17 protein-coding genes are annotated in these 22,311 nt (G+C 66.6%); 11 read left to right on the top strand and 6 right to left on the bottom strand.

Annotation, left to right across the window (positions count from 1 at the left end; all coding sequences use genetic code 11):
- Positions 1-60: 60 nt before the first annotated feature.
- Genes J3S28_RS03795 through J3S28_RS03785 form a run of 3 tightly spaced genes read right to left on the bottom strand, consistent with a single transcriptional unit; the run spans position 61 to position 2,989 of the window.
- Positions 61-738 carry a type III secretion system chaperone family protein gene (locus J3S28_RS03795; protein ID WP_207837697.1) on the bottom strand — a complete coding sequence of 226 codons (678 nt, stop codon included), beginning with the start codon at positions 736-738 and terminating at the stop codon, positions 61-63.
- Positions 735-2,114 (bottom strand): D-inositol-3-phosphate glycosyltransferase, encoded by a 1,380-nt coding sequence (mshA, locus tag J3S28_RS03790; protein ID WP_207837695.1) that lies wholly within the window; start codon positions 2,112-2,114, stop codon positions 735-737. The genes J3S28_RS03795 and mshA overlap by 4 nt, the downstream gene beginning before the upstream one ends.
- On the bottom strand, positions 2,111-2,989 hold the full coding sequence (locus J3S28_RS03785) for an alpha/beta fold hydrolase (protein WP_207837693.1): 879 nt from the start codon (positions 2,987-2,989) through the stop codon (positions 2,111-2,113). Before J3S28_RS03785 ends, mshA begins: the two co-directional genes overlap by 4 nt.
- Before the next feature lie 125 nt (positions 2,990-3,114).
- On the opposite strand from J3S28_RS03785, the gene J3S28_RS03780 reads away from it, so the two are divergent.
- From J3S28_RS03780 to J3S28_RS03730, 11 genes are all read left to right on the top strand, one after another.
- Positions 3,115-4,083 carry a pirin family protein gene (locus tag J3S28_RS03780; protein ID WP_207837691.1) on the top strand — a complete coding sequence of 323 codons (969 nt, stop codon included), beginning with the start codon at positions 3,115-3,117 and terminating at the stop codon, positions 4,081-4,083.
- A gap of 126 nt (positions 4,084-4,209) precedes the next feature.
- Positions 4,210-5,511, top strand: coding sequence for an aspartate aminotransferase family protein (locus tag J3S28_RS03775; protein ID WP_207837689.1), 1,302 nt, complete (start codon positions 4,210-4,212; stop codon positions 5,509-5,511).
- Between the two features lie 48 nt (positions 5,512-5,559).
- Complete coding sequence (locus tag J3S28_RS03770; protein WP_207837686.1) at positions 5,560-6,807, top strand: cytochrome P450; 1,248 nt, start codon at positions 5,560-5,562, stop codon at positions 6,805-6,807.
- A gap of 41 nt (positions 6,808-6,848) precedes the next feature.
- A complete protein-coding gene (locus tag J3S28_RS03765; RefSeq protein ID WP_237340941.1) occupies positions 6,849-7,382 on the top strand; it encodes a TetR/AcrR family transcriptional regulator in 534 nt (177 codons plus the stop codon).
- A gap of 104 nt (positions 7,383-7,486) precedes the next feature.
- On the top strand, positions 7,487-8,476 hold the full coding sequence (locus tag J3S28_RS03760) for a metal ABC transporter solute-binding protein, Zn/Mn family (protein WP_207837682.1): 990 nt from the start codon (positions 7,487-7,489) through the stop codon (positions 8,474-8,476).
- Positions 8,477-8,531: 55 nt separating this feature from the next.
- Positions 8,532-9,404 carry a metal ABC transporter ATP-binding protein gene (locus J3S28_RS03755; protein ID WP_207837679.1) on the top strand — a complete coding sequence of 291 codons (873 nt, stop codon included), beginning with the start codon at positions 8,532-8,534 and terminating at the stop codon, positions 9,402-9,404.
- The gene (locus J3S28_RS03750; RefSeq protein WP_207837677.1) at positions 9,401-10,294 is read left to right on the top strand and encodes a metal ABC transporter permease; all 894 of its coding nucleotides are present in this window, start codon (positions 9,401-9,403) and stop codon (positions 10,292-10,294) included. The genes J3S28_RS03755 and J3S28_RS03750 overlap by 4 nt, the downstream gene beginning before the upstream one ends.
- Before the next feature lie 252 nt (positions 10,295-10,546).
- The gene (locus J3S28_RS03745; protein ID WP_207837675.1) at positions 10,547-10,954 is read left to right on the top strand and encodes a hypothetical protein; all 408 of its coding nucleotides are present in this window, start codon (positions 10,547-10,549) and stop codon (positions 10,952-10,954) included.
- 230 nt (positions 10,955-11,184) lie between these two features.
- Positions 11,185-14,550: an ATP-binding protein gene (locus J3S28_RS03740; RefSeq protein ID WP_207837673.1), complete on the top strand. Its 3,366-nt coding sequence runs from the start codon at positions 11,185-11,187 to the stop codon at positions 14,548-14,550.
- Positions 14,551-14,746: 196 nt separating this feature from the next.
- Positions 14,747-18,220, top strand: coding sequence for an ATP-binding protein (locus J3S28_RS03735; RefSeq protein ID WP_207837670.1), 3,474 nt, complete (start codon positions 14,747-14,749; stop codon positions 18,218-18,220).
- A gap of 114 nt (positions 18,221-18,334) precedes the next feature.
- Complete coding sequence (locus J3S28_RS03730; protein WP_207837667.1) at positions 18,335-19,735, top strand: FAD-binding oxidoreductase; 1,401 nt, start codon at positions 18,335-18,337, stop codon at positions 19,733-19,735.
- Positions 19,736-19,758: 23 nt separating this feature from the next.
- Here the strand turns inward: J3S28_RS03730 and J3S28_RS03725 are convergent, their stop codons facing one another.
- From J3S28_RS03725 to J3S28_RS03715, 3 genes are read right to left on the bottom strand one after another with little or no spacing between them, the layout of a single operon-like run.
- Positions 19,759-20,235, bottom strand: a complete 477-nt coding sequence (locus tag J3S28_RS03725) for a DUF2599 domain-containing protein (protein ID WP_307796804.1) — start codon at positions 20,233-20,235, stop codon at positions 19,759-19,761.
- A gap of 8 nt (positions 20,236-20,243) precedes the next feature.
- A complete protein-coding gene (locus J3S28_RS03720; RefSeq protein ID WP_207837665.1) occupies positions 20,244-20,702 on the bottom strand; it encodes a MaoC family dehydratase in 459 nt (152 codons plus the stop codon).
- A complete protein-coding gene (locus J3S28_RS03715; RefSeq protein ID WP_207837663.1) occupies positions 20,702-22,264 on the bottom strand; it encodes a carboxylesterase/lipase family protein in 1,563 nt (520 codons plus the stop codon). Before J3S28_RS03715 ends, J3S28_RS03720 begins: the two co-directional genes overlap by 1 nt.
- Between the last annotated feature and the right edge of the window lie 47 nt (positions 22,265-22,311).

Genomic DNA, 22,311 nt, shown 5'->3' with positions numbered 1-22,311 from the left:
GACTGACTGACCTCCGGCATCGTGGGTTGCTTCTGCAGCAGAACATACCAATGATTGTTGTCAGGCTTCCGCAGAATCGGACACATCACCCTCATCATCGCCGAGATCGCGACGCGGCACCCCGTTTTGCACCACGGACCCCGCCCTGCTGCCACCGGCCTGTGGAGCGCCGGTTCCGTCCGCTCTGCCAGCGCCGGCATCATCCGGCCGAACACCCCCGGGTTCATGCCCCTCGATGAGGTGCTCGAACGCCTTGAGGTTGTTCAACGACTCACCTCGCGAGACCCGCCATGCCCACTCCCTGCGGATCGAGGTGATGAACCCGATCTCCAGCAACACGTTGAAATCGCCGTCGGCTGCTTCCAGCGTCTGACCGAGAAGCCGGTCCAGTTCGGCTGCAGTGATGGAGTCGGCCGAGTGCCTGCCCACCAGATAGATGTCCCCGGCGTTGTCGAGGGTGTATGCCACCCCGTAGAGCCGACGATTTCGCTTGAGCATCCATTTGTAGACACCCTCGTGATTCTCATCGGGCTTGCGGCAGACGAATGCTTCCAGACGCAGTCCGTGTGGACCCACCGTCAGCAGCACTGTGGTCTTGAGCTTCTTTTCACCCGGCAGCTCGATCACGAAGTAATCGGCGTCTTTTCCACCGGAGTCCTTGCGGCTGTAAGTCAATTCACGCTCACCGAGGAAGTCCTCGATGATGCCGCTCAGGTCTGTGGTCACCTGTGTGGTCACGTACGTACTCCATTCCGTCGTCCTGCGAATCGGCGGGCGATCCGCGTCAATGGTCGATCGTCTTCGGTATCTGTCCCGTTGGCGGCCACGACGGGCGAAGCGCCGGCCCGCGGCGCGATACGGCTGCGGAAGGTCTCGATCGCCTTGCCGTAGCCGGCCAACAGTTGGTCTGCGGTGTGATCCCACGAGAAGTGTTGCGCATGTTGGTGAGCCGCTGCGCCCATGGCTTCCAGCTTCGGCAGGTCGCCGAGCAACCGGTCCAGTTCCGCGCTCCAGTCGTCGATGTCGTGCCCGTCGACCAGTATGCCACTGACCCCGTTCTCGACCGCGACACCCAACCCGCCGACCTTTGCCGCGAGCACCGGCACCCCGGTCGCCTGCGCCTCGATCGCGACCAGTCCAAAACTCTCCGAATAGCTGGGGACTGCAACCAGATTCGATGCGCGGTAGACCTGGACGAGTCGCTGCGGCGACTGCGGCGGAATGAAGGTCACCGACGATTCGACCCCGAGTTCCCTGGCCAGGTCGATCAACGACGAGGGTCTGTCCAAGCCCGATCCGGACGGCCCGCCGGCGATCAGCAACCGCAGCTTCTTACCGTCGGCGAGGCCACGCCTGATCAGCGGCGCCGCTGCCCGGAGCAGGACGTCGGGGGCCTTGAGCGGCTGGATGCGCCCGACGAACGTCACCACGACCTCGTCTGGGTCGAGGCCGAACTCGAGCCGCGCCTGGGTCCGCGAACCCGGGGTGTAGCAATCGAGATCGGCGCCGGGAGTGACCACGTCGATCCGTCGGGGGTCGGCTCCGTGGATCGAGATCAACTGCTGCGCCTCGGATTCGGTGTTCACGATCAGCCGATCGGCCTCATCGACGACCTGCTGTTCGCCGACCTGCCGCATGGGCGGTTCCGGGGTGTCGCCCGCGGCAAGCGATGCGTTCTTGACCGCGGCAAGGGTGTGGGCGGTGTGAACCAACGGCACCGCCCAGCGGTCGCGCACCAGCCAGCCGACCTGGCCGGACAACCAGTAGTGCGAGTGAACCAGGTCGTAGTAGCCGACCGGCCGCCCCGCCTCGGCGCGCAGGACGCCGGCCGTGAAGGCACACAACTGGGTGGGTAGGTCTCGCTTGTCCAGTCCCTCGAAGGGCCCGGCGACCACGTTGCGGACGGTCACCCCCGGCGCCGCCGTCACCACCGGTTCGTCTGTGGAAGAGGTTGCCCGGGTGAATATCTCGACCTCCACTCCGCGTTGGGCCAACCGTTTCGCCGTCTGCCACACGTACACGTTCATCCCACCCGCGTCTCCTACCCCGGGTTGGGCCAGCGGCGAGGTGTGTACCGAGATCAGCGCAACGCGACGCGGCGGCGAACCGGTCATCGCACACCGCCGGGCACGGTCGCGCCGACCAGGAAGTCGTCGACCTCCCGGACGAAGCGACGCGGGTCGTCCAGGAAGGGTGCGTGCCCGACGCCGTCCCAGAATCGGGTCAGCGCGCCCGGGACGAGTCCGGCGAGGTGTTCGGCGCTGGAGATGTCCACGACGCCGTCGGCGGTCCCGTGGATCAGCAGTATCGGCAGTCCCGCCTGCGCCAACAACGCGTCGTTCGCGGCTTCCCGCGCGAACAACCCGGCGCGGATCTGTGGGGGCACGGTGAGAGAGGTACCCAGAAGGCGTTGAGCGCACGCACCCTGTCCGGCGGGGGCCAGTCCGCCGACGAATGATTGCAGCGCAGCGACCGCTGTGGCGGGGTCCTCGGAGTAGGCATCGGGTAGCGCGGCCCGCATCTGTGGCCCCACCCTGCCCCCTGCCTGTCCGCGTCCGATCGACGTGATGGCACCGACAAAGATCAGCCCAGCGGGGACGATCTCCCCGGCGCGGGCGAGGAAGTCACCGATCACCAGGCCGCCGTAGGACCAACCCAGCAAGAACACCGGTCCGCCGGGTGGCACCTCCGCGGCGAGGACCGCGGCGACGTCGCCGCCGAAGTCCTCAGAGGTCAACCGATCGACTGTCGGCACTCCCGAAGCACCGTGGCCACGCAGGTCCATCGCGATCACGCGGTACCGCGCCGCGAGGTCGCCGATCAGGCCATCCCCCCAGCAGTCGCCGGTCTGCGCCCAACCGTGGATCAACAGCAATGTCGGGACATCGCCCGCACTTGCGGTGTCGTCCACCGAGTCGGCCGGGCCGGTGACCCGGTAAGCGATGTCCGTACCGTCGCCGGCGGCGACCTGGCGCGTGAAGGTGCCCATGCGTCCACACTAATCCTGTGGGCCGAAAGCACCGGTGGCCCGACGTCCGGCACCCGACCGGAACAAATCGGACCACGGTCCGGTTACACTGGTCGTAAGAACTTCCCGCCTCGAAGGAGCACCTCATGCCCGCTGTGAGCGCAAATACCTTGACCCTCCCCCGCGTCGCCGGTCCGGTGGCCACCGACACCCAGCGCCCGGTTCGCACGGTGACCACCGGCCCACGCGGTCACGAGGGCGAGGGATTCCCCGTGGTTCGCGCATTCGCCGGCGTGCCATCAACTGCTCTCGACCCCTTTGTCCACATGGATCAGATGGGCGAGGTCGAGTACGAGCCCGGCGAGCCGAAGGGCACCAGCTGGCACCCGCACCGCGGCTTCGAGACGGTCACGTACATGATCGACGGCCGCTTCGCCCATCAGGATTCCCACGGCGGCGGCGGGATGATCGAAGACGGCGCCGCGCAGTGGATGACCGCCGGTTCGGGCATCCTGCACATCGAGACACCGCCGGCCGAGCTGGTCGAGAGCGGCGGCCTCTTCCACGGCGTGCAGCTGTGGGTCAACCTGCCGAAGCGCGACAAGTTCACCGACCCGGCGTACCAGGCCATCGAGGGCAACCAGGCAACCCTGGTCAGCTCCCCTGACGGCGGCGCACTCGTCCGCATCATCGCCGGCAACGTCGGCGACCACCGCGGCCCGGGTTCGACCCGTACCCCGATCACCCTGGCTCACGCCACAGTTCAGCCGGGGGCCGCTCTCGACCTACCGTGGAATCGCGACTTCAACGCCCTCGTCTACGTGCTGTCAGGACGCGGGACGGTCGGCCCGGTCGGCACTCCGATCCAGCAGGGACAGCTCGCAGTGCTCGGGCCCGGTGACCGCATCTCGCTGGCGGCGGCCCAGAACCAGGACTCCAATCGTCCTGCCCTCGAGGTACTGCTGCTCGGCGGACAGCCGATCCGCGAGCCGGTCTTCCAGTACGGACCGTTCGTGATGAACTCAAAGGCCGAGCTGGTCGAGGCGGTCGAAGACTTCAATGCGGGCAGGTTCGGTCAGATCCCGCCCGGCGCGCTGATGCCACACACCGTCTGAGTTCGGCGATTTTCGTCCCCCGCGAGGGCCGCCGAGGGGAATCTTCCATCGGCGACCTCTCAGGGGACAAAGTCGGCGCGCACCTGAGATCGTTGGTCAAACGCCAACCATCAACAGGAGTCCACCGTGACGAATTCGGAGTTCTGGTCGACCGCCCGTGACCACCTCATCCGCTACGGCGGCACGTTCACGCCCCGGATCATCGAGCGCGCGAGTGGTTCCCACGTCTACGACTCGGACGGCGTCCCCATCCTCGACTTCACCTCGGGACAGATGAGTTCGATTCTGGGCCATGGCCATCCAGAGATCGTCGACGCCGTGCACACCGCGATGACAAACCTCGATCACCTCTTCAGCGGAATGCTCAGTCGGCCCGTCGTCGAGTTCGCCCGTGCGTTGTCTGCGACCCTGCCCGCCGGGCTGGACAAGGTGATGCTCCTGTCGACCGGCGCCGAGTCCAACGAGGCCGCACTCAAGATGGCCAAGCTCTATACGGGTAGGTACGAGATCGTCTCGTTCGACCGTTCCTGGCACGGGATGACATCGGGTGCTGCTGCGGCCACCTATTCGGCGGGCCGCAAGGGTTACGGGCCGCCTCCGCCCGGCAACTTCACCCTGGCAACGCCCAACGCGTATCGGTCACCGTTTCGCACGGCCGGCGGCGACCACGATTGGCAGGGCGAACTCGATTACGGGTTCGATCTCATCGACCAGCAGTCCGCGGGGTCGCTGGCCGCGTGCATCATCGAGCCGATCGTGTCGTCGGGCGGCCTCATCGATCTGCCTGTCGGGTACCTGGCCGCGTTGAAGAACAAGTGCGACGAGCGCGAGATGCTCCTGATCGCAGATGAAGCGCAGACCGGACTCGGACGCACCGGAGCGATGTATGCGTTCGAGCGCGACGGTGCGGCCCCTGACATCATCACCCTGTCCAAGACGCTGGGAGCCGGACTCCCGGTCGCCGCGGTCGTCACGTCGGCAGAGGTCGAGGAACGCTGCCACGAGCGCGGCTACCTGTTCTTCACCACGCATGTCTCCGACCCTCTCGCGGGCGCCGTCGCCTCCACCGTGTTGCGCGTGGTGCAGCGCGACGATCTCGTCCGTCGTGCCGCCCGATCCGGAAAGCGACTGCGCGACCACCTCCTCGACCTTCAGTCCCGGCATGACGTGATCGGCGACGTCAGGGGCCGTGGCCTGTTCCAGGGCATCGAACTCGTATCCGACCGGCTGACCAAGGCGCCCGCCGACCAGCTCGGACAACAGGTCACCACCGAATGCCTCGAGCGCGGATTACACATGAACATCGTCCAGCTGCCCGGGATGGGCGGCATCTTCCGATTGGCGCCGCCGCTGACCATCAGCGACGACGACCTCGACCGCGCGATGGGCATTCTCGACGATTCACTGTCGGCGGCAGTCAAGGCTTGACTGCCGCGGGGCATTGACACAGGTGCCAATCTGTCTCATTCTTGAGACATGACAGCTCATCTGTCCCACCGCGCGCAGTTCCATCTGCTTTCCGGCGAGTCATGGCGCGAGCCGTGGCAGATGTACGCAGATCTCCGCGACCACGACCCCGTGCACCGCGTACACACCGACCATCCCGACAAGGACTTCTGGGTCCTCACGCGACACGCAGACGTGAGCCGGGCAGCTGACGATTGGCGCACGTTCACCTCCACCAAGGGGCTGACCGTCACCTACGGCGAACTCGAGAGCATCGGCCTCGCCGACAACCCGCCCATGGTCATGCAGGATCCGCCACAGCACACGGATTTCCGGAAGCTCGTCGCGCGGGGCTTCACCCCCAAGCAGGTCGTCGACATCGAACCCGCAGTCCGGGAGTTCGTCACCGCGCGGCTCGATCGGCTCATCGAATCGAACGGCGGCGACATCGTCGCCGATCTCTTCAAGCCGCTCCCGTCGATGGTCGTCGCACACTATCTCGGTGTGCCAGAGTCGGATCGGACGGCGTTCGACGGGTGGACCGCGGCCGTGGTCGGTGCAGACACCTCGAATCTCGCGCAAGCAGGCGAAGCCGCCACCGGTGCGATCATGGAAATGATGGCCTACTTCGGTCAACTCATCTCGTACCGACGCGAGCATCCGGGCGACGACACCGTGTCGCATCTGGTGAAGGCGGGAGTTGCGGAGGACGGCAACACTGAGGGGTTGTTGTCGATCCTCGCCTTCACCTTCACCATGGTTGCCGGCGGCAACGACACCACCACCGGCGTTTTGGGCGGCGCCACACAATTGCTCGCCGAGAACCCCGGCCAGCGGGCGGAACTCGCTGCCAATCCAGCCCTGATCGGCGACGCGGTCGATGAGTTCCTGCGTTTGACCTCTCCCGTTCAGGGCCTCGCCCGCACCACCACAGCGCCCGTCGAGTTCGACGGCGGCGCCATCCCGGCCGACCGCAAGGTGTTGCTCGCCTACGGTTCGGCCAATCGGGATCCGCGAGCGTACGGCCCCGACGCAGATGTACTCGACATCCGTCGACGCCCCCGCTACATCATGACCTTCAGCCGGGGCGGTCACCACTGCCTTGGCGCCGCCGCAGCCCGGATGCAGACCAGGGTCGCCATCGAAGAGCTGCTGAGGCGATGCCCCGAGTACACGATCGATCCGGAGTCGGTCACCTACGCCCAGGGCAACTACGTCCGGCGTCCCCTGACCCTGGGTTTTCACCCGTCGCCACCCAACTCCACCGTGGGTCGATGACTCCGGAGGCACCCTCCTGGCTAGGCAGCAATCGTTCCGCCATGGCGGCCGATCGCATCCTCGACGTAGCCGCCGACCTGTTCCTCACCCACGGCGTCGCGCCGGTGAACATGAATCAGATCGCAGCCGCTGCCGGATGTTCTCGTGCGACCCTCTACCGCTACTTCGCCTCTCGGAGCGACCTCTACATGGCCTTTGTCGACCGGGAGACGCGAACCCTGTCGAAGGAGATCGCCGACCAGGTCGCAGAGATTCCCGACCTACACGAACAGGTCACCGAGGCGATCTTGGCTGCTGTCGACGGAGTCAGATCCGATCCGGTGCTGCGGACCTGGTTCCTCCCCGAATCGGCCGCGTTGACAGGAGCGATCGGCACCTCGTCGGAGTTGGTGAACCGCATCGCGGTCGCATTCGTACACGGAGAGGAACACGATCCCGGGGCCGAATCGAACCTGCAAGGCCGTTTCATGGTGCGAATCATCCTGTCGCTGCTGATGACTCCGGGCGCCGACGCCGCCGAAGAGCGAGAGCTCGTACGGCGTTTCGTCACCCCGTCAGTCCTCGGGTCGAATTGATTTCGCATCCCTGTCGGTAACGGTTATCATTAGCGTCTGTTCGGCGGAGTTCGCAGCGAGCCCATGCGCGAATCGCCCACACACGACGTGAAAGGTTCTTCCCGATGCGCACCTGGACCCGATTCCTGGGGGTCACCGCGGCCCTCACCCTGGCCACCGGGGTGGTAGCCGGATGCTCCTCCGACGACGCGGGCACCACCTCTGACGGCAAGGTCGACGTGGTCGCATCCACCGACGTCTGGGGCGCGGTCGCCTCGGCGATCGGCGGCGAGCACGCTCAGGTCACATCGATCTACACCTCGCCGGACGGCGACCCGCACGAGTTCGAGGCCAGCGCGAAGGACACGGCCAGGGTCTCCGACGCCGGCGTGGTGGTGCTCAACGGCGGTCACTACGACGCCTACATGGAAGAGGCCCCGAAGGGTCCCGACGCCATCGTCGTCAACGCCTTCGATCTGATGGAGGGCACCGAGCACTCCGAGGAAGAGGGTCACGAGCACGCAGATGGTGAGTCCCACGAAGAAGAGGGCCACGACCATGCGCCCGGCGCGGTCAACGAGCATGTGTTCTACAACTTGACGGTCGTCGGCGAGGTCGCGAACAAGATCGCGAACGCGCTGTCCGAGAAAGACAGCGCGAATGAGCAGTACTACCGCGACAACGCGGGCTCGTTCAACGAGCAGATCGCGCAACTCAAGACCGAACTCGCCGCCATCAAGGCCGCAAATCCCGGTGCGCGGGTGGCACAGACCGAACCCCTCGCCGGCCATCTGCTCGCAGAAGCCGGCCTCGAGGACGTCACCCCTGCCGGATTCCAGGACGCTGTCGAAGCCGGGCAGTCGCCGTCGGCGCGCGACGTCGCCGCCACCCAGGATCTGCTCCGCGACCGCTCGGTGCGGGCGCTCGTCTACAACACCCAGGCGGTCGATGAAAGCGCGAAAGCCCTACTCGACATCGCGAGCAACGCAGGCGTGCCCGTCGTCGACTTCACCGAGACCCTTCCTGTCGGAGTCACCGACTACATCGCGTGGCAGCGGGCTAATGTTGAGACGCTGACGTCCGCCCTGGCGTCCGGCGCGCCCAGTACCCCCTGATCGATCCAGCCAGCCCTGATCCGTCCAGCACCACCCGATGTAGGCAGCCCAACAGATGACCCAGCCCGTACCGGCACCCGTTCTCGGCGAGCAGCGGCCCGCTGCCGTCACCATCAGCGGCGCCCGGCTGTCATTCGGGCAACGGGTGCTATGGGACGATTTCGACCTGACCCTCGCTCGTGGAGAGTTCGTCGCGGTCCTGGGGCCGAACGGCTCCGGCAAGACCTCGTTGCTGAAAACCCTGCTGGGTCAATATGAATTGGATGCCGGGTCGGTGACGGTTGCCGGTCGTACGCTCCGTCGCGGCGACAGCACGATCGGATACATCCCGCAGCAGCAGACCCACGATGAGGGCGTACCGCTGCGGGGTCGGGATCTGGTCGGCCTCGGGGTAGACGGTCAGACCTGGGGTTTGGGATGGCGAAATCGGAAGCGCCGCAACAAGCTTGTCGACGACGCCGTCGCCCAGGTGGACGCCCGCGACTTCGCTGACGCACCCTTGGGCCTGCTCAGTGGCGGTGAGCAGCAGCGACTGCGCGTGGCTCAGGCGCTGTCCGGAGATCCGACAGTGCTCCTGTGCGACGAACCACTCCTGAGCCTCGATCCCGCCAACCAGGGCCGGGTGGCTGCGCTGATCGACCGGCGCCGGCGCGACCACGGCACCGCGGTTCTGTTCGTGACCCACGAGATCAACCCGATCCTGCCGTACGTCGACCGCGTCGTCTATCTCGTCGACGGCCGCTTCCGGATCGGAACGCCCAACGAGGTGATGACGTCGGAGACCCTCAGCGAGCTGTACCAGACCCGGGTCGACGTCCTGCACGTGCAGGGCCGCCTCATAGTCGTCGGGGCGGACGAATCCGCGTGCCACGGAGACCATCACCTCACAGATCAGCACTTCGCCGGCACCTCAGAGGTCGCTGAGTGAGCGCCACCTGGTCCGATTTCTTCGACTTCGGTGAGACCGCCAATCTGTTGGGATACCCCTTCGTTCAACAGGCACTGCTCGCAACAGCCCTGCTCGGTGTCCTCGGCGGCCTGCTCGGTCCGATGATCGTGAGCAGGCAGATGTCCTTCGCGGTGCACGGTACAAGCGAGCTGACCTTCACCGGCGCGGCCGCCGCGCTTCTACTCGGCTTCAGCGTCAACCTCGGCGGTCTGATCGGCGCGGTGATCGCGTCAGTGATCTTCGGGTTACTCGGAACCCGGGTGCGTGAACGGGATTCGGTGATCGGCGTGGTGATGGCGTTCGGTCTGGGACTGGGAGTGCTGTTCATCGCGCTCTACGGACGAACCGGAACCGGCTTCAACCTCCTCACCGGCCAGGCCGTCAACGCAGGGGCAAAAGGTGTTGTGGCCGTGGTGATCACCACGGTCATCGTGGTGGCAGTGATGGCTGTCATCTACCGGCCGCTGCTGTTCGCCAGCACCGATCCGCGGGTCGCCGAGGCGCGCGGTGTGCCGATGAAACTGCTGTCCGTGGTGTTCGCTGTGCTACTCGGTGCCGCGGTCGCGCAAAGCGTACAGATCATCGGTGCGCTGCTGGTGATGTCACTACTCATCACGCCGGCGGCCGCCGCGATGAGGATTTCGTCGAATCCGACAGTTGTACTGGGGTTGTCGATCCTGTTCGGTGTGGTTGCGGCCGTCGGCGGCATCATCCTGTCACTGGCGCCTGCTCTGCCGCCGTCGGTGTTCGTCACCACGATCTCATTCGCCATCTATCTGGTGTGCCGCGTGGTCGGCACCCGCCGCTCGAAGACCTCAGGGCGGCGTCGCGTACCGACGACGGGTTCGCTGCTCACATCCGGCGCCTGACCGGTCGCACTCCTCGAGCGTGCCGAAACAGTCGCCGACCGTGCCGAACCGGCCGCCGACCGTGCCGAAACCCGCGCCGAGCGTGCCCTTCTGACCGTCGACTGTGCCCTATTGGTTCGTTTCCGGCGATGTCAGACCGCGCTGATATCCTGGTTGCGGCCTACTGTCGATGGTGCGAAACATGTTGCCGGACAGCGAAATAACTACTATCGAACACTTGTGCTAATCCAGGTCTTGAGGTAGCTTCGAGTCATGAACTTGCGGGGGCTGTTCGATCACCTATCAACGACGGTATCCGCCGAGCACGTGGACGCCATCGTCAAAGGCCTAGGTCACATCGATCGACGTGATCCGGATCTGTCGGAGTCCGACCGCAACGACTGCGTGCGTGGGTTGTTGACCGAAGCTCGTGTGTCGACGCCGGCGGCAGTGAGCCGACGAGCCCACGAGATGGCTATCGCCCTGTCCCCACCGGTGTGCCGTCGGCACCGCAACTACATCCACCACAAAGGCTGGGCCGTCCTCATCGGCGCAGACGAAGCGGAGCGGAGCTCGACCCATGTGGCAGACGGACACCCCTGGTTCATCGCGCCCGGGAAGACCGAACCAATCCGGTCCCACGCCCGACGGACCATGACCAACGAACCACTCGCCGCCTAACACGCCCACAAATCCACGAGAAACTACCCACGACGACGCAGTCCGAAGTTACTACCGCAGCACCGGATGACACCGGCGCGGCGCGAACATTGACAACTCCACAGTGTGAGCCCCGACGGGGCGAAGATCGCCTGGTGAGAGGGCCCGCGGTCTATCCATCCCGCATCCCGTCCGAGTCGCCTAAGCTCTTACTCGATTCGCGTACGGGACACGAGGTCGGAAGGCAGGCCATGCGCTACCAGCTACTCGGCCCGCTCTCCGTTGTCCGGGGGGCGGGCGACGGTGCCGTGTCGGTCGATCTCGGGTCGCCGAAGCAGCAGACGATCCTGGCGATTCTGCTGATCAATCGCGGCACTGTCGTGTCCACCGACCGCTTGTCCGACGCGTTGTGGGGTGAGGAGGCACCACCGAGCGCGATGTCGAGTCTGCAGGCCTATATCTCGAACCTGCGGCGAGCCCTGCGCGATGACGCGGTCGGGACCTCACCGATCCGGCGGCAGTCGAACGGGTACATCCTCGATGTCGCCGAGTCCGAGGTCGACGTCAGCGAGTTCCTCGACCTTGCCAACCAGTCCCGGCAGGCGTCCGACGACGAGGCGTGGGCACTGGCCCTCGACACCGCCGAACGGGCGTTGAAGCTGTGGCGCGGCGAATTGCTCGTCGGCCAGCGCGACGAGGAATGGGTGCACACCGAGGCCGCGCGCCTCGAAGAGATTCGCAGCGGGTGCCGCGAAGTCAGGATCACCGCATTGTTGGCGCTCGGCAGGCTGGCGCAGGCGCTTGCGGACGTCGTTGCGCTGCGCACCGACCAGCCCTACCGCGACCGCAGTGCGTGGTTGCACATTCTCGCGCTGCACCGCGCGGGGCGTTCGGCTGAGGCGCTGGATGTCTACGCCGATCACGCCCGTCGCCTCGACACCGACCTCGGTCTCGAACCGAGTGCCGAACTCCGCGAACTCCAGGGCGCGGTACTGCGGCACGACCCGGAACTGGCGGCCTGGCCCCGCAGACCCAGTTGGTCGGGCGCGGGTGAACTGCGTACACCGGAACCCGATCCTGCCGTAGATCATTCGACTGCGGCACCTGAGGTTCCCGCACCCGGCGGACTGGTCGGAAGGGTCCGCGAACAAGCGCTGATCGCACGGCTGCTCGACGACGTCGTCGCCGGAGCCACGCGTTGGCTGATCCTGATCGGGCCGCCGGGTATCGGCAAGACTCGGCTCGCCGACGAGGCGGCCCGACGACTGGAGTCGATGGGCGGCCGTGCGATCTGGGCGAGGAACCCAGAGGAGGGGGCACCGGCGTGGTGGCCTGCGCGGCAACTGGTGGACGCGTTGGGCACCGACCCTGCCGAAATCCTCGCCACGCCAGAGGGTGTCGACGCCGACACCGCCCGTTTCACTGCCTACGACCGGATCCAGCGGATACTCGAGGAAGGTGCGGCGACGAAGCCTCTGGCAGTGGTGGTCGACGACGCGCAGTGGGCCGATTCGATGTCCGTCGGCGCCCTGGCGTCGATGGCGACCTCCGCCCACCATCATCGGATCGCGTTCGTGATCACGCTCCGCGAGGGCGAGCATCATCCCGCGATCGGACGTTTGCTCAGCGCGGTCGCCCGTGCCACCGGCAACCGCCAGATCGTGGTGCCGGCCCTCGACGACGACGAAGCCTCTGCCCTGGCAACGCAGACGGCAGGAGGTGAACTGACCGACGACGAGGTCACCCGCCTGGTACGCCGGACCGGGGGTAACCCCCTGTTCGTGTCCGAGTACGCGCGCCTGTCCCGCGAAGAACGCAACACAGGCGAACTGCCGCTCGCGGTACGTTCGGTGCTCGGGCTTCGTCTGTCCGGTCTCGATTCTGAGGTGCTCAAGACCCTCCGGATGGCGGCGATCATCGGCGACACCATCGATATCGGCGTGCTGTCTCGGACCATTGATCTCGACATCGACTCGCTGGCAGATCATCTCGACGAGGCCGCCGACGAGCGGATCATCACAGCCGCGCCCGGCAGCGGCGGTTATGCGTTCGCGCACGGCCTGCTGCGCGAGGAGGTGCTGGCCCAGATGCCCGCGCTGCGCCGAAAACGGGCGCATGCCAGAGTTGCCGAAGTATTGACCGAAAGTGTCGGCGCCGATGTAGTCACCAGGCGGGCACAGCATCTGGTGGCCGCACTGCCTCTCGTCGATCCCGGGGATGCGGTGGCCGCCTGTGCCGGCGCTGCGACCGACTCCGCAAGCCGGTGGAACTCCGAGGCCGCTGTGTACTGGTGGCAGCAGGCCCTGGCAGCCTACGAACTATTGCCTGCCGCCGAGCAGATCGACGAGCAGCGCGACGAGTTGACCGTCGCACTACTCGAAGCCCTTTCACGGTCGGGGCGTGGGCAAACCGTGCTCGAAACGGTCGAGACGGCGTTGACGGTGGCGGTGCGAGCCGAAAAACCCTCGACTGTGGGAAGACTCGCAGGCTCGCTGCTGCGCTCCGGGGGCGGTTGGCCGTGGGTCTCACCGACCAAGGATCCCGCTCCACTGCTGCTCCTGCTGGCCAGGGCCGAAAAGGTGGTCGCCGACGACCCCGCAGCCCGGGCCCAGGTTCTGGGGGCACTCAGCGTCGGGCACAGCTACCATCCGGATCCGACGCTCGCACCCGAACTGATCAGGCGGGCACAGGAATACGCCGCGATCGCCGACGACCCGGAGATCACCGCCGAGGTCATGATGGCGTGGCTGATCACCTTCTCGGGTGTATCGACCCACGCGAGCGAAGTCATCACGGTGATCGGCGAACTGTTGGCTTTCGAGCACCGCCAGGCCAGCTTCGACGCCGTCATCGCCCATTCGATCGCGACCATGGCCGCGTACACCCTGGGCGACATCGCCGCGGTGCAGGACCATCTACAGCAAGCCATCGCGGGCGCCGAAGAACTGAGCCTGCCCATCTTGCGTGCGCAGTTGCGGTGGATGGAGGTGGTGGTCGCGGTCTGGCACGGCGATTTCGAGCGCGCGGAACACCACCAATCCATTGCCAAGCGGGTACACGAGCAGACCGAGCTCTACGTGACCGGCCAGTCGACGATGTCGCTGATGGGCCTGCGCCGTGAGCAGGGTTTCCTCTCGGAGTCGGAGAAGGTCATGGCCCGCGAACTGATCACCGAGGTCGTCGCCAGTCCCACCGACACCAACATGCTCGGAGTCATCGCCGCAGGATTGGCATCGATCCCCGGGGCACCCCTCGACCGCGATCTCGCCAACACCCTCGTCCGGCAACGGCAGGCCACCCGCGGCGCGCACGTCTGGTTCACACTGGGCCACGCCGTGGCGCTGGCCCACGTCGTCGCCGACTTCGGATTGATCGAGCACGCCCAGGATTTCATCGCCGAACTCGAGCCGTTCACCGACGGTATCGGCGTGGTCGGGCAATTGGCCTCCGTTGGTCCCGTCGCCCTTGCCCTGGCACGACTTCACATGCTCACCGGGAACCGCGCGGTGGCAGTGGAGTTGGTCGCCACCGCCAGGGGAATAGCCGAGCGAACCGGCGGCGTTCCAACCATGGAACGATGCCGGATCCTCGACGAGCAACTTCGCCGAACCGACTGACGTCGCCTGCACATAGACCTGTGTCAGTCACGTTCGATCGTCTTGGCTGAATCGTCGGATGCTCGATGTACCGACATCCCCGCCGAAACCATCAACCGACGATGACGGCCCGCCACCACCGTTCTGACGGCGGACATCCGTTCGAACGACAACGCAAGGGCAGACGGCACGCCCGCGGGCTAAAGTCGAAAAAATCATGCGCTATCAGCTGCTCGGCCCACTCGCCGCGGTCCGCACCGACTCCGGCGAGTCGGTCGACCTCGGCTCACCGAAACAGCGAATGGTACTGGCGCAGCTGCTGATCCACCGCGGCACCGTCGTGTCCACCGACCGACTGACCGATGCACTCTGGGGTGAGAGTGCCCCACCGAGCGCCGCCTCCAGCCTCCAGGCGTACATCTCCAACCTACGGCGCGCTCTGCGCAGTGACTCTGCCGGCTCGTCTCCCATTCGCAGGCAGACGCCCGGATACGTCTTCGACGTCCCCGCCGACGACGTCGATGTCGCCGAGTTCACCGACGCCGCGGCCACCGCGCACAAATGCGCCCTCGCCCATGACTGGCAGGATGCCCTCGACGCGGCGGACCACGCGCTGTCGCTCTGGCGGGGGCCACTGCTCAGCGGCATGGCCGATGAAGAATGGGTCATCCTCGAGGCCCGCGGACTCGAGGAGATCCGCAGCGACTGCCGTGAGAACCGGATCACCGCGCTGCTTGCGGTGAACCGGATCGCCGACGCACTCGTCGAGGTGGCCACCCTGCGTGATGCCCACCCCTTCCGTGATCGCAGTTGCTGGCTGCACATGCTCGCCCTGCACCGCGCGGGCCGCTCCCCGGAGGCCTTGGAGATCTTCACCGAACACTCCGATCGCCTCGACGCCGAGCTCGGTCTCGAACCGGGCACCGAATTACGTGAGCTGCACACGGCGATCCTGCGACACGATCCGGAACTGGCTGCGTGGCCACGCAGGCCCGGCTGGTCCGGTGCGGCCGAACTCCAGTCGCCGAGTGCCGTGCGTCCCGCCGGGGAGACCGCCGTCGATGTCAGTGCAGCACCACGCAGCAGCTCGATCGTCGGTCGCGGCCGCGAGATCGAGCAGATCGATCACCTGCTCGACGATGTCGTGGCAGGCGGCACCCGGTGGATGATCCTGATGGGACCGCCCGGGATCGGGAAGACACGACTGGCCGAGGAAGCAGCCGCACGGCTCCGCCAGATGGGTGGCCGCGACGTGTGGGCGCGGAGCCCAGAGGAAGGCGCCCCGGCCTGGTGGCCGGCCCGACAGCTGGTCAGCGCGCTGGGCGGCGACCCGGATGAGGTGTTGTCCATCCCCACCGACGTCGATCCCGACACCGCGCGCTTCACCACCTATGAACGCGTGCAACGTCTCATCGAGGACGCAGCTGCGTCGGCGCCGTTGATGGTCGTGATCGACGATGCCCAGTGGGCGGATCCGATGTCGCTCGGGGCACTCGCCTTCATGGCCACCGCCCTGCGCGGGCATCGGGTGGCCGTGGTGGTCACGATCCGTGAGGGCGAGGGCAGCGCGGCGCTCGGCAGGCTGAGCAGCGCGGTCGCCCGAGGCGGGGGCAACCGCCAGATCGTGGTGCCGGCGTTGGGCCCCGGCGACATCGCAGCGCTGGCAACCCAGGTCGCCGACGACGCCATCGGTGAACGTGAGATCGAGGTGCTGGCAGCGCGCACCGCCGGCAACCCCCTCTTCATCTCTGAATACGCCCGGCTGTCGAGCCACGAACGGATGAGCGGCGAGATCCCGCTCGCGGTCCGCTCCGTGCTCGGCCGCCGACTTGCCGGGCTCGGCGTCGAGGTCCTGAAGATCTTGCGAACCGCGGCGGTGATCGGCGACGACATCGACATCGGTCTACTCTCTGCCACAACACAACTCGACATCGACGAGCTCGCCGACCACCTCGACGCCGCAGCAGACGACCGGATCATCGTGCCCGCGCCCGGAGCCGATGGTTACACCTTCGCCCACGGGCTGCTGCGCGAAGAGATTCTCGCGAGCATGCCGGGGCTACAGCGCAAGCGGACCCATGCCCGGGTTGCGGCCGCCCTCGACAGTGGCGGCGTCGGCACCGACCTGCTCAGCCGTCGTGCCACCCACTTGCTGGCCGCACTACCGCTGGTGGACGCCGACGAGGCGGTACGGGCTTGCCGGGCCGCCGCCGAGGACGCGGCCGATCGATGGAGCTCGGAAACCGCGGCTCTCTGGTGGCAACGAGCTCTCGACGCCCATGACTTGCTGCCCCACCAACGTTCGGTCGACATCGAACGCGACGATCTGATGCTCGCGCTGCTCGAGGCCCTCTCTCGCGCCGGCCGGGGACAGACCGTCCTCGACACCGTCGAGTCGCAGTTGGTCGCCGCGATGCGAGCCGGCCGCACTGCGACCGCGGGCAAGCTGGCGGGCTCACTCCTGCGCTCGAGTGGTGGATGGCCCTGGCTGGCACCCAGCGAAGATCCCGGTTCGCTGCTGGCGGTCCTCGAACAACTCGACGGCTTCGTCGCCGACGACCCCGTCGCCCACGCCCAGGTCCTCGGCGCCCTCAGCGTCGGTCACTGTTACAACCCCGACCCCGACGTTGCAGCCGGATACCTGACCCGGGCAATGGATCTGGCAGCCGAACTCGGAGATCCCGACGTCGCCGCAGAGGTGCTGATGGCCCGGCTGATCACCTACTCCGGTGTCGCGACCCACAGCCACCAGGTGCCGGAACTGATCGAGCAACTCTTCGCCCTCGGTCATCGGCAGTCCCGGGTGGACACGGTGATCGCCCACTCGATCGCCACCATGGCGACGATGAATCTCGGCGATGTCGACGCCGCCGCCCGACATCTGCGGCACGGCATCGAGGGCAGCGAAGACCTGGGCCTTCCGGTGCTGCGAGCACAACTCCGGTGGATGGAGGCGGTGATCGCTTTCTGGCGCGGCGATTTCGCAGAAGCTCGCCGCCACCACGAGATCGCCGCGCACGTCCACGAACAGACCGAACTGTATGTAGCGGGCAGCGGCATGGTCGCGACGATGACCCTGTCCCGCGATCAGGGTCTGGTGACCATCGGTCCCGCCTCTGACGAATCCGAACTGCTGCAATGGATTCGGGGGCTGATAGCCACCGGCGGCGACACCGGGCTGGCGGGGGTGGTGGCCGCCGGCGCGGCGACCACGACCGGCACCCCGGTCGAACGCGACCTCGCCGACGCCATGATCCGGCAGTGGCTCGGCGCGCGTACCGCCCATGTCTGGACCACACTCGGGCACACTGTCCTGCTGGCCCATCTCGTCGCCGACCACGGACTCGTCGAATACGCCGACGCATTCCGGACCGAACTCGAGCCCTTCGCCGATCGGATCGCGATCATCGGTCAGGTGGGGGTCGTCGGACCGGTCGCACTCGCGCTCGCGCGCCTGCACGCCTGCGCCGGCGACGACGACCTCGCCCACCGGTTCAACGATCAGGCTCGCACCCTCGCGATGGACACCGGCGGGGCCCCCTCGGTGCTGCGATGTCGGCTACTCGACTGCTCGCTGCGTCCAGCGTCGGATGCGCGGACGCGCGAACTCGACGAGATCGCGCGGGCCGCCCTTGCACTGGGCATGAATGGCCTGGTCACTGAGGTGCAGCGAATCACGCACCCGGCGTGAAGGCGCCCGCTTTCTTGAAACATTCTTGGATGAGCAGACCAAGAACCCGCCAAGGGCCTCGGCGCATGCTGGCTTTCACCAGCTCGCAGACCATTGATGAAAGGCCCACCGACGATGACCATCTCGCCCCCGACCCCCAACAGCACCAATGCAGACCCCACTGCGGAACTGCAGGCAGCAGTGGCCGGATTGGTCACCCGCCCGGGCGAACCCGGATCCGAGCGCGCGATCCCCTTCAACGTCGCGGTTCCGGTCGATCCCTGCGCGATCGTGTTCCCCGAATCCGCGGCCGACGTCGCTGCGACGCTCCGGATCGCCGGACGCCACGGCCTGACCGTCGGGGTACAGTCCACCGGGCACGGGGCGCTGCCGATCGACAACGGCACCATCCTCGTGCACACCGCAGGCCTCGGCGGCCTCGACATCGATGTCGAGGCAAGGACCGCACGAGTCGGCGCGGGCGTGCGCTGGCAGCAGGTCATCGACGCGGCCGCCCCGCACGGGCTCGCGGCGCTCGCCGGCTCGGCACCCGGCGTCGGGGTGATCGGCTTCCTCACCGGAGGGGGCATCGGACCCCTCGTCCGCAGCGTCGGGCTCTCGTCCGACCACGTCCGTTCCTTCGAGCTCGTCACCGGACAGGGCGAGATCCTGCTCGTGTCCCCGGAGAACCACGCCGAACTCTTCTGGGGACTGCGCGGCGGCAAGAGCACTCTCGGCATCGTCACGTCGGTCGAGATCGACCTGCTACCCATCTCCGAGATCTACGGCGGGGCAATCTACTTTGACGGATCCGATGCGCCGGCCGTGTTGCGGGCGTGGCGCGAGTGGAGTGTCGACCTGCCCGAACATGCCACGACATCCATCGCTTTCCTGCAGTTGCCGCCACTCCCGGACGTTCCACCTCTGTTGGCAGGCAAGCTCACGTTCGCCGTCCGCTACGCCTCCCTGGCCGACCATGCGGAGGCGGAAGCGCTGATCGCGCCCATCCGCGCGATCGCCGAGCCGTTGATCGACATCGTCGGCCCGATGCCCTACGCAGCGATGGGAGCGATCCACGCAGACCCGGTGGACCCGATGCCCGTACACGAGAACAGCACCCTGCTCGGCGAGCTCGGCGACGAGGCCGTCGAAGCCCTGCTCGCCCTGGCTGGCCCGAACTCGCAGTCACCTCAGGTCGTCGTCGAGGTGCGGCTGCTCGGTGGGGCGATGTCACGGCCGGCAGCGCAGCGCAGCGCCTTCTGCCATCGCGGAGCCGCCTACAACCTGGTGACGATCGGCGTTCTGGCGCCGCCGATCGCCGAGCATGTCGCGCCCCATGCGGCTGCCATCATGGACTCCGTCGCCCCGTGGTCGGTGGGTCAGCTGCCCAACTTCTCACCCGGTAGCGATCCTGCGCGTCTCGCCCGCTGTTACGACGAGGACACCCTCGCCTGGCTCAGTGCGCTCGCCGACCAGCACGATCCGGCAGGCGTCCTGCGCGTCGGTCAGGTGGTTCGGGCGATCACTCCTGCCTGACCGCGCCCGCGTCCCGCCGGGGTTCAGGGAATCTGTTCTTCCGCGCCGCCGGGATTGCAGCGGGAGGCGATCATCTCTTCGTCGGTGACCACCGGACGCCACGGTTCCAGGTTCCAGCTCGTCTTGTCCGGCGCGACGATCCTCGCGAACCGCCAATGACAAGCGAACTGTTCGCGCATCCCGGGACTGTCGGCGGTGGGATCGAGTGCCACCACTTCCGCCCAGGCGGGATCGAGTTCGGTTTCGCCCTGGACGTTCCGGCCCGCCTCGGTCGGGAAGACCTGCAGGCTCGGGCCCTGCTCGGTGGCCGTCCATTCGACGCGGTCGATGAACGGTGCACCGTAGACCGGCTCCGCCGGCGTCGGTGTGAAGGCGGTGGTCGTGGAGCTGGTGGTCGCGGGGGTGGTGGTCGTGTTCATGGTCGAACGACCGGCGGACGCGGTCTCGTCGCCGCACCCGCCGATTGTCAGCACCGCGAGGACGAGGCCCACGGCAACCACGCCACGTCTCAAAAGATGACCCGGGTGACCATCTCCAGGACCAGCGCGGGCTTGCTGCCACCCTCGACCGCGATGGTCTGGGTGAAGGTGTTCTGCAGCGCACCGTCTCCGAGGTCGGTCGCCTCGGACAGGGTGCTGGTCAGCTGGATGGCCGAACCCACGAGCACCGGCGACGGGAAGCGGACCTTGTTGCTGCCGTAGTTGATGCCCATCTTGACGCCCTCGAACTTGTAGATCTGGGCACTGAGGAAGGGGACGAGGGACAGGGTCAGAAAACCGTGCGCGATGGTCCCGCCGTACGGACTCTCCTTCTTGGCCCGGTCGACGTCGAGATGGATCCACTGGTGATCACCGGTGGCCTCTGCGAACTGGTTGACCCGCTCTTGCGAGATGGTCAGCCACTCGCTCTTGCCGATCTCGGTCCCGACAGCGGCCAAGATTTCTTCAGCCGACGTGAAAACCCGCATCAGACGTTCTCCATCTCCTCGGTTGCCTTCTCCGCACCGGGAATCTTGGCGGCATAATCGCCGAACCCGGACCACGCCTCGCGACGTGCCCGCCACGGGTCGACCTCCACATAGGAATGCCGATCGAAGATCCGGGTAGCCCGGACCTTCGGAGTGTACCTGGGCCAACTCGCCAGCGGTTCACCGGTTTTGGCGAAGGAGAGCCAGTGGTCCTGCATCTCCGAGGTGACCCGCAGGGCATCACGACGGTCGCCGACCGCGGTCAGCAACCGGCCGGCCCGCCCCCGGTAGACACCGAAAACGGCCAACAACTCGGAAGCGTGCGTGGCTCCGAGACCCAGCCACTTCATCAGACGCGGCGCGAAATCGTATCGATAGGCGTACGTCGGGGCATGCTCGGAGTGGCCCTGGGTGACCGCGATCGTGCCGACCCAGAAGATGTAGTCGCCGCCGAACTGCACCATTTTCCGGGAGGTGAGCTTCTCCCCATAGGAACCGGTGATCCGTTCCTGTGCATCTGGTTCGGTGTTCGCGAACATCGCCGAGATCGATTCCTCTGTCGACAACATCCCGTCCGGGAGCCGCTTGAAGAGTGTGCCCTCGTTTCGGTTGGTCCCGATGATCATCGGGACCTGATGCGCCGTCCCCTCCGCAAACGCCTCCACCGGGGCCACCGGAAGGTAGTCACCGTCGACGACCGGCCCGTACGGCAGCAACCCCGGTGTGTCCTTGGTGACCCAGCGCGCGAGCCGGTGCCCGGCCCGACCCATCTGCGCGAGGGACGCCGTGGTCAGCGCCGTGACCACATCGTCGACACCCATATCGGCGCACAACAATTCGGTGAGCTTGCGGGCCCAACGATCTGCATAATGTTTGTGCAGGGTGAGCATCGGGGCCGAACTCTCGGCGATGGCTCGATGGAAGAGTCCACCCGCCGCCGGGGTCGCCATCAGCGTGGTGACCGCGTTGCCTCCCGCGCTCTCACCGAAAATCGTCACGTTGCCGGGGTCGCCCCCGAAATCGGCGATGTTGTCGCGTACCCACTCGAGGGCCTTGACCTGATCACGCAGACCCAGATTCGACTCGAAGACCCGGTCCTCGGTGGAGAACTGGGTGAAGTCGCCGTAACCCAGCGGCCCGAGCCGGTAGTTCATCGACACAAATATCACGTCCCCCCGCTTGACCAGGTCGTGACCGTAGTAGAGCGGAGTCGCGGTGGAGCCCAGGATGTACGCACCGCCGTGGATGAAGACCATCACCGCGCGCGGCTTCTCCGACGTCCGGCCAGGCGCCACCACGTTGATGATCAGCGAGTCCTCACTCACCGGCTGGTGCTTGCCGCGCTCGACGACGGCGTACTTCGGGTTCTGCGGAGCAGCGTTGCCGAAGCTGTCGGCGGCCAGCACCCCACTCCACGGAATCGCCGGTTCCGGAGATCGGAATCGCAGCTCACCCACGGGAGGCGCGGCATAGGGGATGCCTCGCCAGCGAATGAAATCCCCGTCTCGGACACCTTCGACGACTCCGTCGGACAGGATCACCTTCGTGCTTGCACTCACCATGTTTTCGACCCTATCGGTCTGATAGCGGACGCTCGCCCGCTACGGGT

The organism is Williamsia soli, from assembly GCF_017377795.1.
GTDB classification, from domain to species: Bacteria; Actinomycetota; Actinomycetes; order Mycobacteriales; family Mycobacteriaceae; genus Williamsia; species Williamsia soli.
This window is presented reverse-complemented; position numbering and strand designations above follow the sequence as displayed.

Bases quoted from the DNA above. Each gene is read 5' to 3' on its own strand.
- J3S28_RS03755 (WP_207837679.1), top strand. From the start codon at position 8,532: ATGACCCAGCCCGTACCGGCACCCGTTCTCGGCGAGCAGCGGCCCGCT.
- J3S28_RS03765 (WP_237340941.1), top strand. From the start codon at position 6,849: ATGGCGGCCGATCGCATCCTCGACGTAGCCGCCGACCTGTTCCTCACC.
- J3S28_RS03770 (WP_207837686.1), top strand. From the start codon at position 5,560: ATGACAGCTCATCTGTCCCACCGCGCGCAGTTCCATCTGCTTTCCGGC.
- mshA (WP_207837695.1), bottom strand. From the start codon at position 2,114: ATGACCGGTTCGCCGCCGCGTCGCGTTGCGCTGATCTCGGTACACACC.
- J3S28_RS03785 (WP_207837693.1), bottom strand. From the start codon at position 2,989: ATGGGCACCTTCACGCGCCAGGTCGCCGCCGGCGACGGTACGGACATC.
- J3S28_RS03720 (WP_207837665.1), bottom strand. From the start codon at position 20,702: ATGCGGGTTTTCACGTCGGCTGAAGAAATCTTGGCCGCTGTCGGGACC.
- J3S28_RS03780 (WP_207837691.1), top strand. From the start codon at position 3,115: ATGCCCGCTGTGAGCGCAAATACCTTGACCCTCCCCCGCGTCGCCGGT.
- J3S28_RS03730 (WP_207837667.1), top strand. From the start codon at position 18,335: ATGACCATCTCGCCCCCGACCCCCAACAGCACCAATGCAGACCCCACT.
- J3S28_RS03735 (WP_207837670.1), top strand. From the start codon at position 14,747: ATGCGCTATCAGCTGCTCGGCCCACTCGCCGCGGTCCGCACCGACTCC.
- J3S28_RS03715 (WP_207837663.1), bottom strand. From the start codon at position 22,264: ATGGTGAGTGCAAGCACGAAGGTGATCCTGTCCGACGGAGTCGTCGAA.
- J3S28_RS03760 (WP_207837682.1), top strand. From the start codon at position 7,487: ATGCGCACCTGGACCCGATTCCTGGGGGTCACCGCGGCCCTCACCCTG.
- J3S28_RS03740 (WP_207837673.1), top strand. From the start codon at position 11,185: ATGCGCTACCAGCTACTCGGCCCGCTCTCCGTTGTCCGGGGGGCGGGC.
- J3S28_RS03745 (WP_207837675.1), top strand. From the start codon at position 10,547: ATGAACTTGCGGGGGCTGTTCGATCACCTATCAACGACGGTATCCGCC.